This window comes from Agromyces mediolanus (genome assembly GCF_014648575.1).
GTDB classification, from domain to species: Bacteria; Actinomycetota; Actinomycetes; order Actinomycetales; family Microbacteriaceae; genus Agromyces; species Agromyces mediolanus.
Window position 1 is genome coordinate 484,814 of the sequence record NZ_BMRJ01000002.1, and the last position, 14,804, is coordinate 499,617.

Below are 14,804 nucleotides of genomic sequence, written 5' to 3' on the forward strand. Positions count from 1 at the left end.
AACGGCCGTGGGGGACCTGGCTCCGACCGTACCGCCTCGAGCTGCACAGGCGCTGGACATCCTGCGAGGACTACCCTGGAGCGTGACCTCTGACGACTTCCCGACGCCCGACCCGGCCGACGCAGCACCCACCGCCGGTACTGCCGAGGCCGAGGAGTCCGCCGTCGACGCTCCCGCGGACGCCCCGTCCGACGCCCCCGCCGAGCCCGCCTCGCCCTCCGGCTTCGCCGCGCTCGGCCTCGACGGCCCCGTGCTCGCCGCGCTCGACGACGTGGGCTACGAGACCCCCTCCGCCATCCAGGCCGCGACGATCCCGCTGCTCCTCGAAGGCCGCGACGTCGTCGGCCTCGCCCAGACCGGCACCGGCAAGACGGCGGCGTTCGCGCTGCCCATCCTCGCCCGCCTCGACCTCGACGTGCGCGAGCCGCAGGCGCTCGTGCTCGCCCCGACGCGCGAGCTCGCGCTGCAGGTCTGCGAGGCCTTCGAGCGCTACGCCGCGCACCTGCCCGGCGTGCACATCCTGCCGGTGTACGGCGGGCAGGGCTACGGGGTGCAGCTCTCCGCCCTCCGCCGCGGCGTGCACGTCGTCGTCGGCACGCCCGGCCGCATCATGGACCACCTCGACCGGGGCACGCTCGACCTCTCCGGCATCCGCTACCTCGTGCTCGACGAGGCCGACGAGATGCTGCGCATGGGCTTCGCCGAGGACGTCGAGTCGATCCTCGCCGACACCCCCGACGACAAGCAGGTCGCCCTGTTCTCGGCCACGATGCCGGCGATGATCCGGCGGATGTCGCAGCAGTACCTGCACGACCCGGAGGAGGTGCGCGTCGCGGGCAAGACGCAGACCTCGGCGAACATCACCCAGCGCCACCTCGTCGTCTCGCACATGCAGAAGCTCGACGCCCTCACCCGCATCCTCGAGGTCGAGAACTTCGAGGGCATGATCGTCTTCGTCCGCACGAAGAACGCCACCGAGGAGCTCGCCGAGAAGCTGCGCGCCCGCGGCTTCTCCGCCGCCGCGATCAACGGCGACCTCGCCCAGGCGCAGCGGGAGCGCACGGTCGAGCAGCTGAAGTCGGGCGCGCTCGACATCCTGGTGGCGACGGATGTCGCGGCCCGCGGCCTCGACGTCGACCGCATCAGCCACGTCGTGAACTACGACATCCCGACCGACTCGGAGCCCTACGTGCACCGCATCGGCCGCACCGGCCGCGCCGGCCGCACGGGCGACGCGATCAGCTTCGTCACGCCGCGCGAGCGCGGCCTCCTGGCCCGCATCGAGAAGGCGACGCGGCAGCCGATCGCGCAGATGCCGCTGCCGAGCGTCGACGAGGTGAACGAGACCCGGCTCGCCCGATTCGACGACCGCATCACCGCGGCCCTCGACGAGACGAGCCGCATCGAGGCGTTCCGCGACATCATCGCCCACTACGTGCGCCACCACGACGTGCCCGAGGTCGACGTGGCCGCCGCGCTCGCCGTGGTCGGCCAGGGCGAGTCGCCGCTGCTGCTCGAGCCCGACCCCGAGCCCCGCTTCGAGCGCGGCCGGCGCGACGAGGAGCGGCGCGGACGCCAGCGCGACGGCGACGACCGCGGACGCGAGCGCCGCGACCGCGACGATCGCGACGGCGGCCGGGAGCGGCCCGAGCGCCGTCGCCGCGGCGACGCCGGGGAGCTGCAGAGCTACCGCATCGCGGTCGGCCGCCGGCACCGGGTCGAGCCGCGGCAGATCGTCGGCGCGCTCGCGAACGAGGGCGGGCTGCGCCGCGAGGACTTCGGGCGCATCCAGATCCGCGGCGACTTCTCGCTCGTGGAGCTGCCCGCCGAGCTGCCGCGCGACGTGCTCGACCGGCTCGAGGGCACCCGCATCTCGGGCCGGCTGATCGAGCTGCGCCCCGACCGCGGCGGCCCCCAGCGCTTCGACCGCGACGCGGACCGCGGCCGCCGGCGCGACGACGACCGCGGATCCCGGCGCGACGAGGAGCGGAGCGGCCCGCCGCCCCGCAAGCCGCGCCACAGCTCGCGGCGCCGCGAGGACTGAGCCGCCGCCCGCTGCAGAACCACGAGTTGCCCGACTTTCCTGAAAGTCGGGCAACTCGTTGTTTGGGGGTGCTGGGCCGGCTGGCGCTCGAGGCTGGGAGCCCCCGGGCTCGGGGCCCGGGGGTCGCCGCCGGAGCAGGCTCTCGCGGCGAACGGGCGCACAGGATCGGGGGATCCGCTGCGCACCCGCCTCGACTGAGAGACGGCCCGCCGCGACGAACATGACGCGGCGCTTCCTGCGAATCCGCTGAGCGCCGGGGCCGGCTGTGTGGCCGCGTGTTGCGCCGTCTTACCCCGTGCGTCGGCGGGGGCTCGCGAGGGCCGCCGGCCGCCCCTACCGTCGTCGGGACGGCCCCGATCCGGGCCGGGACGCCGCCTTCGACCGGGCGGGCGACGGGGGAGGCGCAGCATGACGAGGCTCATCATCGGCGCCATGGTGCGGGCGCTCGGCGCCTACCCCTCCGGCTGGCGCTACCCGGGCGCGCACCGCGACCCGCGGGGCGACGCCGGCGTGCTCCGGCTGACCGCGCGGCTCGCCGAGCGCGCCCGCCTCGACCACCTGTTCTTCGGCGACTGGCTCTCGACCGGGCCCGAGCTCGCCCACCGGGATCCGTACCTGCTCGCCCGCATCGACCCGCTCTCGGCGGTCGCGCACCTCGCGGCCGTCACCGAGCGCATCGGGCTCATCGCGACGGTCGACTCGAGCTACGCCGACCCGTACTCGGTCGCCCGGGCGACGGCGTCGATCGAGCTGCTCTCCGGCGGACGCGTCGGCCTGAACCTCGTCACGACCGCCGACGCGAGGGCGGCGGGCAACCACGGACTCGACGCCGAGCGGGTGCACCCGAGCCGCTACGAGCGGGCCGTCGAGTTCGAGACGGTGCTGAAGCGGCTCTGGGACTCCTTCGACGACGACGCGATCGTCGCGGATGCCTCGACCGGCGACTTCCTCGATCCGGCGGGCCTGCACGAGGCGCGCTTCCACGGCACGCACCTGCGGGTCGACGGCGCGTTGAACGCCGTGCGGCCGGTGCAGGGGCATCCGCCCATCGTCCGCTCGGGCGCCTCGCCGGCCTCGCGGCTCATCGCCGCCCGCAGCGCCGACCTCGCCCTCGTCGCGGCGGACGACCTCGCGCACGCGGTCACCGTCCGCGAGGAGCTGCGGGCGCTCGCCTTCGAGTCCGGCCGCGACGACCGCACGCTGAAGGTCATCGCCCCGGTGCTGCCGATCGTCGCCGAGACGCGGGCGGGCGCGCAGGCCATCGCCGACGAGCTCTCGGAGCTCGTCCGGCTCGTCGACGACTGGCCGGACGGGCCGCCGCCCGGGTTCCCCGCCGAGCGCTCCCTCGCGAGCCTCTCGCCGCTCGTGGGGGTGGATCTGCAGGGGGTCTCGCCGGACCTCGCGGTGACTCCCGCGGTCGCGGCGCAGTTCGGCCAGGCCGGGCAGCAGCTCGTCGAGATCGTCGCGGAGCGCACCGGCCGCACGCCGGCGGGATTCCGCCCGCCGACGCTGCGCCACCTCGTGGTCGCCGCGGCCGTGACGGCGCCGATCATCGTCGGCACCGCCGAGGACGTCGCGACCGAGTTCGAGGCCTGGGGCGACGCGGGCGCGGTCGACGGCTTCAACGTGCTGTCCGCGGTGCAGCCGTCGCAGTTCGAGGCGTTCACCTCGCTCGTGGCGCCCGAGCTGCAGCGCCGCGGGCTGCTGCCGCGGGCCTACGAGGGGACGACGCTGCGCGAGCACCTCGGCCTCGCCCGCCCCGACAGCGTGCACGCGGCGCTCGGGGCGCTGCACGGCTGAGCCGGCGGCGGCCACCGGCACGCATGACGTCGTGTGACGCCGCGTTCCGGCGTGTGACCTGGCCGCTGGCGGGCGCCGCCGGGCGGTCGTAGCGTCGCCGCATGACTGGAGCGAGCACGGTGGCGGAACGGAAGGCGCGGGCGACGGAGTCCCCGCTGATGCCGCTCGCCGAGCTCGCCGACCGCGGGCTCGTCGTCCCCGTGCTCGGCGGCGACCGGGTGCCGCACACGAACCTCGACCTCGCCGCCTCCGCGCCGCCGCTCGTCGCGGTGGCGCAGCACGTCGCCGAGATCACGCCCTGGTACTCGAGCGTGCACCGCGGCACCGGCTACGCCTCGGAGCTCGCGACGGAACTCGTCGAGGGTTCCCGGGCGGCCGTCGCCCGCCACGTCGGGGCCCGCGACGACGACCTCGTCGTCTTCACCCGCAACACGACCGACGCGCTGAACCTGCTCGCGAGCGCCGTGCCGGGCGATGTGATCGTGCTCGACCTCGAGCACCACGCGAACCTGCTGCCCTGGTGGAGCCGCCGCGTCGTCGTCGCGCAGCCGAGCATCGAGGCGACGCTGCTCGCCCTCGGGACCGAGCTCGCCCGATGTCCCGCCGCCCTCCTCGCCGTCACCGGCGCCTCGAACGTGACGGGGGAGCTGCTCCCCATCGCCCGGCTCGCCGAGCTCGCGCACGCGCACGGCGCCCGGCTCGCGGTGGACGCCGCGCAGCTCCTGCCGCACCGCCGGGTCTCCCTCGCCGAGTCCGGCGCCGACTACCTCGCCTTCTCCGGCCACAAGGCGTACGCCCCGTACGGCGCCGGAGCGCTCGTCGGCCGGGCCGACTGGCTCGACGCGGCGGCCCCCTACCTCGCGGGCGGCGGCGCGGTCGCCGACGTCGCGCTCGACGCGGTGGCCTGGCGGACCGGCGCCGAACGGCACGAGGCCGGGACGCCGAACGTGCTCGGCGCGGCCGCGATCGCCGCGGCGCTCGCCGAGTTTGAACGGCTGGGCGAGCCGGCGCGCGCGGCGCACGAGGCGGCGCTCGCGGAGCGGCTGGGCGCCGGGATCGAGCGCATCGCCGGGGTGCGCCGCATCCGAGCGTTCGACGACGCCCCGGAGTCCCTCGGCATCGTCACCCTGGAGCTCGAGCACGGTTCCGTCGGCCTCCTCGCGGCCGCCCTCTCGGCCGAGCACGGCGTCTCGGTGCGGGCCGGCCGATTCTGCGCCCACCCGCTCTTCGACCGCGTCGCGAGTCGGTCGAACGGGCTGCGCGCGAGCGTCGGCCTCGGCACGGGCGAGGCCGAGGTCGACCGCTTCCTCGCTGCCCTCGAGCAGCTCGTCGCCGAGGGGCCGCGGGCGAAGTACCGCCGGACCCCCGACGGCTGGAAGCCGGTCTCCGACGACCGGCCGCGGCCCGCGCTCCTGCACCGCGCCGGCTGAGCCGCCGCCGGGGCCTGCGCCTGCGCCGCCGCTCCGGGCGTAGGGTGGCTGGGTCGGAGGGAGAGGCATGCGGGCGCTCAGCGAGGCGGAGATCCGCGAGTCGTTCGTGAACGCGACGCCGGCCGAGCTCGAGCAGTTCGAGCTGCCGATCGAGGTGCTCGTCGCCGAGTGGGAGCGGCTCGACGCGCTCGCCTGGCGGGATCGCTCCAACCGGCGGCTGGGCTACCTCGTGACGCTCCTCGACGAGGAGCCGGTGGGGATCGTGCTGCGCGCGGCCGAGACCACGATGTCCCGGCACCGCGCAGCGATCTGCAACCTCTGCCACACGCAGCAGCCCGCCGATCAGGTGACGCTGTTCTCGGCGCGGCGGGCGGGGCCGGCGGGGGCGAAGGGCGACTCGCTCGGCAGCTACCTCTGCGCCGACCTCTCCTGCCAGGAGAACGTGCGCCTGCACGCGCCGCTCGCCCCGGCGGAGGTGCGCGACGGCTGGCAGGCGCTGCGCCGCATCGAGGGCCTGGCCCGGCGCACCCGCGCGTTCGTGGCGAACGTGCGCGGCTGAGGCATCCGCCCGAGCTCTGCTACGGTGTTGGCGTACCGCATCGCGTGGCGGCCTCCCATTCTTCGTTCCTTCTGGAGGCATGACCATGCAGATCGTCCCCCGCGCACGTCTCGCTCGACGCGATGACCGCGAGCAGCTCGCCGAGCTCGTGAACGCGCACCTCTCCGCCGTGATCCCGGGCGCCCGGGTCTCGGTGAACACCGTGCTCGCGAGCCTCGAGCGCCAGCCCGACGAATACGTCGTCGACCCGTGGGTCGTCGAGCGCGTCACGATCGTGGTCGAACAGCTCGACCGCGTCGTCGCCGCCGCCCACCTGCAGCGCTTCGCCGACCGGCCGGCCGTGAGCGAGGACTACCGGGGCGCCGGGCTCGTGCAGTGGTTCCTCGTGATCCCCGAGGAGGATGCCGCGGCCGACGCCCTGCTGCGCGCCTGCCTCGCCCAGCTGGCGGCCTGGGACGTCCGGATCGCCTACGCCGACGGGCAGCTGCCGTTCCCCGGCGTCTACGGCGTGCCCGAGTCGTGGCCGCACGTGCGGGCGGCCCTCGAGCGCGGCGGCTTCGTCTGGGACGGCCCGGCCGAGACGGTGCTGCTCGCGACGACCGCCTCGCTCCCCGACCCCGCGCTGCTCGCTTCGGAGGGCCTCGCCGTGCGACGGACGCTCGGCGCGGCGGGGGTGCGCTTCGCCGCGGAGCGCGACGGCTCGGAGCTCGGCTCCCTCGAGCTCGATCTCGGCGCCGGGCGCGCGGAGCGGCACGCCGCCGGCGTCGGGATCGCCGAGCTGTCCGACTGGGACGTCGACGACGAGGCGGATGCCTCGGCGCTGCCCTGGCTGCTCGCGCAGGCCCGCGCCTGGCTCGAGCTCAGCGAGGTGCGCCGGCTCCTCGTCGCCGAGGACGCCGACGACGCCGAGTCGCTGCAGCGGCTCACCGGGCTCGGCTTCCGCGAGCTCGTCACGACGGCGCGCGGGTGGCGGCGGGCCATCCGCTGATCCGGTCCGCGGCGGTCAGGGCAGCGAGAACGGTTCGAGCACGGGCCGCTTCGCCGTCCGGCCGTCGCCGGAGCTGCGCCCGGTGAGGCGCCGGCCGATCCACGGCAGCACGAACTCGCGGTAGTACGCCGCGGTGTTGCGGCTGCGCGGGCCGGCCGGCGCCGCGGCGACCTCCTCGACGCCCCACTCGGCGGGCACGGGCACGCCGATCGCGGTGAGCACGTTGCTCGCGACGCGGGCGTGGCCGAGCGAGTTCAGGTGCAGCTTGTCGGGCGACCAGTACCGGATGTCCCGGAGGCCCCGGTCGGAGAAGTTGTCGACGAAGGTGACCCCGTCGAGCTCGCCCACGTCGGCGAGCGCGCGGGTGAGCCGGGCGCCCCGCGAGTCCATCATGCGGCCCATCGGCAGGTGGTCGCTGGGGTTCGCGCCGCTCAGCATGAGCACGTGCACGCCCGCGGCGCGGATGCGCAGCACGGCCTCGCGGAAGCGCTCGGCGACGGCCGCCTCGTCCATCCGCGGGCGCATGATGTCGTTGCCGCCGCCGTTGAAGCTGATCAGCTCGGGGCGGAGCCGGATGGCCGCCTCCACCTGCTCCTCGATGATCGGGCCGAGCTTGCGGCCGCGGATGGCGAGGTTCGCGTAGCGGACGGGTTCGCGCGCGTGGGCGGCGAGCCCGAGGGCGACGAAGTCGGCCCAGCCGCGCACCGAGCCGTCGGGGAGCTCGTCGCCGACGCCCTCGGTGAAGCTGTCGCCGATGGCGGCGTAGCTCGTGTACATGCCTCCACGGTACTCGCCGAACCCTCGACAGCGGACCCACTGGTCCGGTTGAATGAGCGAGGGCGCCGCTGGCCGGCGAAGACCGGCCGGCTGCCTCGGCGTGAAGGGGGAGTCATGGCCGTGTCGCGACGCATTCGGAGGATCCTGTCTGGCGGGATCGCCATCGCGGTGGGCGCCGCGCTCGCCGTGCCGCTCGGGGCCATGCCCGCCCAGGCCGCGCCCACGAGCGTGCTCGAGGTGCGCAAACAGGCCTCCGTCACCGAGGTGCGGCCGGGCGACACCTTCAGCTACACCGTGCAGGTCTCGTGCTCCTCGATCACCGACACCGGCTGCGAGGGCGCGACCCTGAGCGACGCCGTGCCGGCCCCCTTCGTGCCGGTCTCCGCGGCCGTGAGCGGCGCGACGGCCCAGACCCCGACGATCGACGGCAGCGACGTCGAGGTCGTCTTCGCCCAGGACCTCGGCGACGGCCGGCTCGGCCTCCTCGACAACACCACCGCGACCGTGACGATCACCGTGCAGGCGCCCGACCCCATGCCGTACGACCTCAACGGGCAGCCGATCACGAACACCGCGACGGCGAGCGCCACGAACGCCGACCAGGCCCAGGGCAGCATCGCCGTCACCCCCGTCGTGGACCTCGAGCTCGCCACCGAGGCGACCAAGACCATCGAGCCGCCCTCGGCCGTCGCAGCTCCGGGCACCGAGCTCACCGCCGTGCTCGGCGGCACGAACACCTCGAACGGCTCCGTCGACCGGCTCGTCATCAGCGACCCGGCGGACCCCAGCCAGCCGGGCGCCTTCGAGCTGCTCGACCTGCAGTCGGTCGATGCGGTCACGTACCCGGAGGGCGCGGACACGGCCGTGCTCTCCTACTGGGACCCCGCCACCTCGAGCTGGGTGCCCGGCCCGCCCGCGACCGCGCCCGCGCTGCCCAACCCGCCGCCCGCCCCCGCGGCGGCCGACGCCGGCGGCTTCCGCGTCGAGTTCACGAGCTCCTCGGGCGAGGCCACCATCCCGCCCGGCGCGCAGGCGGGCGTCACCGCGACCCTCGTGCAGGGCGAGGCCGTCGACGGGCTCACCGAGCCCACCACGGTGCAGAACACCGCCGCCAGCGAGGTCGGCCGCGGCGACGATGTCGAGCGCGGCACCGCGAGCGACGACTACCGCATCGTGCTCGATCCCGTCGTCGTCGACGTCGAGAAGGCCTTCGACCCGGCCGAGGTGCTGCCGGGCGAGCCCAGCGAGGTCGGCATCGTCGCGAAGAACAGCGGCGAGACCGAGCTCGACCGGATGACGGTGACCGAACCGGCCACGGGCGACTTCACGAGCGATGCCGCCTTCGACGGCTTCACGGCGCCCATCGGCTGGCCGGCCGGCGCGGATGCCGCGACCCTCGTCTACCGCTACGACGACGGCACCACGAGCCCCGTGTACGACCTCGCGGAGGGCGTCGACCCGCCCGCGCCCGACCCCGCGAAGACCGTCGCCGGCTTCACCGTGGAGTACACCGGCACCATCACGGAGGGTGCCGAAGCCGGCATCCGCTTCGGCGTCGCGACCGACCCCGCGCTCGTCGGGCCGATGACGATCCCGAACACCGTGGGCGTGGAGGGCGAGTCCGGCGGCGCCACCGCCACCGACGAGGACACCGCCGGGCTCACGATCCTCGAGAAGATCCTCGCGCTCGAGACGACGAAGAAGATCAACCCGGGCAGCATCCCCTCGGTCGCCGGCGAGCTCGCGACCGTGCAGCTGCCGACGCAGTTGCTGAAGCCAGAGTCCACGACCTCGGCGACCCAGATCGTCGTGCAGGACCCCGAGACCATCCCCGACCCCGGCTGGTGGAACAGCTTCGACGTCGTCGCCATCACGAAGACCGACATCCCGCCGGGCGCGACGCTCACCGTCAGCTACTGGAGCGTGTCCGAGCAGCAGTGGGTCGTGTTCGACGGCGCCGACCACGTGACGACGCCGAACCCGTTCTCGATGACGGTGCCGCCCGAGCTCCGCGACGATATCGGCGGCCTGCGGTTCCAGTTCGACGACCCGAACGGCTTCCCGCCGGGCACGACGGTGCAGCCGAACTTCACGAGCGCCCTGCGCGATCAGCTGCGCGACGGCTCGGGGCCCGCGGCGGGCAGCGACCAGCCGGTGCCGAACTGCGCCTCGGCCGGGGCGACCGCGCCCGGCGTCGACCCCGCCGAGGCGACGACGCCCGAGCCCTGCCCGAGCATCGAGCTCATCCCCGGCGAGGGCGGCACGGGCGACCTCATCGACAAGGAGTGGATCGACCCGGTCCCGCCCGTCGTGATCGCCCGCAGCGGCGAGCAGGCGACCGCCCGGCTGCACTGGTCGACCGGCGGCTACTCCAACCTCGACCAGGTGATCGTCGCCGACACCGCCGACCCGCCGGCCGACGACGCCGCGGTCGCGGCCTCCGTGTTCCAGGCCTTCGACCTCGTCGAGATCCCCGAGATCACGGCCGACCCCTGGCTGCGCTACGACCGGGTGGCCGCCGTGCAGCTCTGGAACGGCTCCGCCTGGGTGCCGACCGAGACGAACCCGTGCGTCGGCGACGCCTGCGCCGGCGTCTTCCCCGGCTACCGGCTGAGCGACGCCGAGCGCGCCTCGACCACCGGGGTCCGACTCGTGTTCGAGGAGTACCCGGAGGCGCGCGAGGCATCCGACGCCCCCATCGACGCCCCGCTGCCCGGCACCGGCGTCGCCCGCTCGAGCGGCAACGACCGCGCCCTCGACCTCGTCTTCGAGCTGCGCGACCTCGCCCGCGTGCCGTCGAGCGACCCCGACCCCGTGCTCGGCACCCGCTTCTACAACACCGACACCGCGGGCGACGTGAACAACACCGCCTCGGCGACCGGCTACGTCGACGAGCAGCAGGTCATCCGCGACACCGCGGCCGACGTCATCTCGATCATCGACCGGCCGCTGAACACCACGGTCACGAAGGGCTGGTCGGGCGGGCCCATCGGCATCCCGCCGGCCGGCACCGCCCCCGAGGACTACCCGAGCGGGCGCGTCACGATCATCGGCACGAACGCGACCGTCGCCCAGGTGGACACGCTGAGCGTGAGCGACCCCTCGCCCGCGCAGACCGGGCCGAGCGCGTTCGACACCTTCGACCTGCGCCGGATCGTCAGCATCTCGGTGCCCGGCGGCACCGTCACCGCGACCGTGCAGCTGACGCGGGCCGGCGGGGCCGTCGACGAGGTCAGCATCGCCACCGCGACCGGCATGTCGCCGACCGAGCTCGCCGACGTGGCCGGCATCGCCGTCGTGCACGAGGGCCGCATCGCCTCGGGCGCCGACACCAGGCTCGTCATGGACCTGCGGCTCCGCGCCACGCACCGCGACGGTGGCGCCCCGGTCACCGCGGCCGACTCGCCCGTGCACAACGTCGCGCAGAGCGCCGTCGAGGACCTCGGCGGCGTGAACGACCAGCACCGCGTGACCGACGACGACGACGCGCAGATGCGGCTCGTCGCGCTCGAGATCGGCGTCATCGCCGGCAAGAGCTTCTCGCCGCAGGCGCAGGTCGAGGCGGATCGCGACCCGATCATGATGAACCTCACGGCCCGGCCGACGGGCTCCGCCCGCGCGTCCGAGCTCGTCGTCACCGACGACGAGGCGACGTTCTGGAACGCCTTCGACTTCGTCGACTTCGGCCCCATGTTCACCCTCACCTCGCCGATCACTCGGGTGCAGGTGGATGCCTTCACGGGGGCCACCTTCACGGCGGAGCCCGACGGCTCGCTCACCCGCACCGGCGGCAGCTGGGTGACGGGCAGCCCGGGGACCACCCCGCAGCTGCCCGCCGCCGTGCAGCCCGAGGACGTGCAGGGCCTCCGCTTCACCTTCAGCCGCGCCGACGGCGCGCAGTGGGAGAACCCGGCGAACCCGCTCCAGCAGATGCCGCTGTTCGTGCAGCGGCGGCTCGAGTTCCGCAGCGGCGGCGACGTGCGCACCGACCTCGTGATCGACGGCAACACGCCGGCGCCGGGGGAGACCGAGCTCGGCACCTTCACGAACCGGGTGGAGGCGACCGCGAACTCCTTCCTCGAGAACGGCTCGGGCGACCCGCTCTACACGAAGAGCGACGACGCCGAGGCGCAGGCCCGCTACCTGCACTACGAGACGTCCGTCGTCGTGACGAAGGGCCCGCGCGGCGTGCAGGAGCCGGGCGCGGCGATCCCGTTCACGCTCGAGGTCGTGAACAGCGGCACCGGGCCGATCTCGAACCCGGTGATCGTCGACCGCATCCCGATGCAGGATGGCGAGCCGCTGCTCGTCTTCGACCCCGAGCTCTCGGGCTCGCCGTACGCGTACACCCTCGACGGCGACGCCCCGGACCCGGCGAACGGCTCGCCCATGCCGACCGACCCCGACGACGTCACCACGACGGTCGCGGCCGACGGCAGCACGATCGAGTTCCGCTTCCCCGACGGCACCGTGCTCGAACCCGGCCAGACGTACACGATCACCGTGATGCTCATGTTCCGGCCCGGCGTCGCCGCCGGCCAGGAGATCACGAACGCCGTCGACGTCACCGCCGACCGGCCCTTCGACTTCTGCGAGGGCACCGCCGGGCCGCACGAGGACTGCTCCGACACCACGGTCGTGTACCCCGCGAACGTCGGGGCGCTGCGGGCCGCGAAGTTCGTGAAGGCCGACGACGGGCTCGGCGTGCAGAACGTCGACGACCCCTCGGCGAGCGCCGCCTGCACGCCGGCCGTCGCCGACTTCTACCGCGCGCCGTGCGTGCCGGTGACGAAGCCTGGCACGACGGAGACCTGGCTCGTCGCGGGCCAGAACACGGGCACGATCCCGGCCGACCGGGTCATCTCGATCGACCGGCTGCCGACGCCCGGCGACTCGGGCGCGTACGTCAGCCTGCCGCGCGGCTCGGAGTGGACGCCGCTGTGGGTCGGCAACGTCACGCCGCAGTCCGTCGGCGGATCGCGGATTCCGGACTCGTTCACGGTCTACGGCACGACCGCCGCGGACCCGTGCACCGTCGAGCTGAGCTCGCCGGGCGCGACGTGCCCGCCGGGCGCGTGGGTGCCGATCGACTCGCTCGATCCGGCGTCGGTGACGAGCATCAAGGTCGAGTTCCTGTTCACGAGCGCGCAGCTGCAGCCCGGCGAAGAGGTCGACTTCACCTTCCAGACTCGCAGCCCCGCAGTCTCGCCGACCGCCGGGCCCGACACCATCGCGTGGAACACCGCGGCGATGGGCGGCAGCTCGGGCTCGTCGAGCGTGCTGCCGAGCGAGGGCCGCCGCGTCGGCGTCTCCCTCGCGACCGGGCCGCTCGAGGTCGTGAAGCGGGTCAGCGGCGACGGCGCGGCGTTCGCGCCGGACGAGTTCCAGGTGCAGCTCACCTGCACCTCGGCGATCGGCACGCCCGTCGAGACGGTGCTGCCGCCGATCGAGCTGACCCTCGTCGCCGACGAGGTGCAGACCGTCGAGGACCTGCCGTGGGGCGCGGAGTGCGAGCTCAGCGAGGTGCCGGGCGCGAACGGGGAGACGAGCTCCTCCTCGACCACCGCCGTCGTCGGCCGCGACACGGACCCCGTCGGCCTCGTCGAGCTCGAGAACGTCTACGAGCTCGCCGGTCTCGCGCTCGAGAAGCAGGTGACGAGCGCGGCGGTCGACGAGCACGGCGATCCGGTCGCCTACGGTCCCTTCGCCTTCGAGGTGAGCTGCAGCTACCTCGGCGAGGAGGTCGTCGCCGACGGCTACCCGGCGGGGCAGCCGATGGCGGTCGAGCTGGCCGACGGCGAGCGGATCGAGCTCACCGGGCTCCCCGCGGGGGCGCAGTGCGCCGTCGAGGAGACCGACGACAAGGGGGCCGCGAGCACGACGCTCACGGTGACGGTGGGCGACGGCGCACCCGAGACCGGACCGGGCCCGCGGGTCGACGTCAGCCTCACCCCGCTCGACGAGGGCGTGCCGACCGTGCAGGTCGTGACGGACAACGTCTTCGACACGGCGGGCGTCGTCATCGAGAAGGCGAGCGTCGGCCCCGGCGCCGAGGACTTCGGGCAGGGGCCGTTCACGCTGCACCTCGAGTGCGTGCTGTCGGACGAGTCCGGCGTCCGCACGGTCTGGGACGGCGACCTCGTGCTGCCGACGCCCGAGGGCGAGTGGACGACCGAGGTCGACGGGATCGCCGCCGGCGCGTCCTGCACTGTCACCGAGCCCGACCCCGGCCTCGCCGACGAGGTCGCGATCTCGCCGGACGGGCCGTTCACGGTGGGCGGAGAGGAGCCCGTCGAGGTGACGGTGACGAACACCTTCCTCGCCGGCTCGCTGCACGTCGTGAAGGAGCGCACGGGCGACGGCGCCGAGCGCTACGGGGCCGGGCCGTTCACGGTCTCGCTCGCCTGCACGCTCCCGCTCGACGGCGGGCCGGTGCCGGTCGAGATCCCTGGCGGCCCGGAGCGGGTGCTGAACGCGGCGAACGGCTACGAGGCGGACTACGAGCCGCTGCCCGCCCGCGCCGAGTGCGAGCTCAGCGAGACGGGCACCGGCGGCGCGAACGAGGTGCGGATCACCGACGAGGAGGGCGAGCCCGGCGGGACCTTCGTCGTCGAGCCCGGCGTCGAGCGCAGCTTCACCGTGACGAACGTCTTCGAGCTCGGCTCGATCGAGGTCGTGAAGACCGTCACCGGCTCGGGGGCGGCCGCGGCCGCCGACCGCAGCTTCACGGTGCAACTGACGTGCGTCCGCGACGACGGCGGCGAGGGCGTGCAGATCGAGATCCCGGGCGGGGCGACCCGCACGCTCTCGAAGGCGAGCTCGCTCACGACGGTGTACGAGGAGCTGCCGACGGGCACGGCCTGCGAACTGGTCGAGACGGATGCCGCGGGTGCCGCCCGCACGACGCTCACCCCGCACGCGGACGACCCGCGCACGGCCTCGGTGATCGTCGGCTCAGGCGACGTGGTGCGGATCGACGTCGTGAACGAGTTCGACGCGCCGCCGCCGATGGCCCGCACCGGGTTCGACGCGCTGCCGCTCGCGCTCGTCGCGGGGGGCATCCTGCTCGCCGGCGGGGCGGTGCTCGCGATCGCGCTGGTCCGGCGCCGTCGCCAGCGCTGACCGCCGCGCAGCTCACCATTCCACCCCAGGGTTGCCCGACTTGATGAAAGTCGGGCAACCCTGGGTCAGTACCGGAGTTGCCCG

At 74.4% G+C, this 14,804-nt stretch carries 7 protein-coding genes; 6 read left to right on the forward strand and 1 reads right to left on the reverse strand.

The annotated features are described in order from the left end of the window. Nucleotides 1-82 precede the first annotated feature (82 nt). From IEY71_RS12105 to IEY71_RS12125, 5 genes are all read left to right on the forward strand, one after another. Nucleotides 83-2,044 (forward strand): DEAD/DEAH box helicase, encoded by a 1,962-nt coding sequence (locus IEY71_RS12105; RefSeq protein WP_189085577.1) that lies wholly within the window; start codon nucleotides 83-85, stop codon nucleotides 2,042-2,044. 408 nt (nucleotides 2,045-2,452) lie between these two features. Then, a complete protein-coding gene (locus tag IEY71_RS12110; RefSeq protein ID WP_189085578.1) occupies nucleotides 2,453-3,844 on the forward strand; it encodes an NtaA/DmoA family FMN-dependent monooxygenase in 1,392 nt (463 codons plus the stop codon). Nucleotides 3,845-3,945: 101 nt separating this feature from the next. Continuing rightward, on the forward strand, nucleotides 3,946-5,274 hold the full coding sequence (locus IEY71_RS12115; protein ID WP_189085579.1) for an aminotransferase class V-fold PLP-dependent enzyme: 1,329 nt from the start codon (nucleotides 3,946-3,948) through the stop codon (nucleotides 5,272-5,274). A 67-nt stretch (nucleotides 5,275-5,341) separates the two neighbouring features. Next, the gene (locus IEY71_RS12120) at nucleotides 5,342-5,833 is read left to right on the forward strand and encodes an FBP domain-containing protein (protein WP_189085580.1); all 492 of its coding nucleotides are present in this window, start codon (nucleotides 5,342-5,344) and stop codon (nucleotides 5,831-5,833) included. A gap of 79 nt (nucleotides 5,834-5,912) precedes the next feature. After that, nucleotides 5,913-6,821 (forward strand): hypothetical protein, encoded by a 909-nt coding sequence (locus IEY71_RS12125; protein WP_229781716.1) that lies wholly within the window; start codon nucleotides 5,913-5,915, stop codon nucleotides 6,819-6,821. A gap of 15 nt (nucleotides 6,822-6,836) precedes the next feature. Here the strand turns inward: IEY71_RS12125 and IEY71_RS12130 are convergent, their stop codons facing one another. Next, on the reverse strand, nucleotides 6,837-7,598 hold the full coding sequence (locus IEY71_RS12130; RefSeq protein ID WP_189085581.1) for an SGNH/GDSL hydrolase family protein: 762 nt from the start codon (nucleotides 7,596-7,598) through the stop codon (nucleotides 6,837-6,839). A gap of 114 nt (nucleotides 7,599-7,712) precedes the next feature. Between IEY71_RS12130 and IEY71_RS12135 the strand changes: the two genes are divergently transcribed. Continuing rightward, nucleotides 7,713-14,720: a DUF5979 domain-containing protein gene (locus IEY71_RS12135; RefSeq protein WP_189085582.1), complete on the forward strand. Its 7,008-nt coding sequence runs from the start codon at nucleotides 7,713-7,715 to the stop codon at nucleotides 14,718-14,720. Nucleotides 14,721-14,804 lie beyond the last annotated feature (84 nt).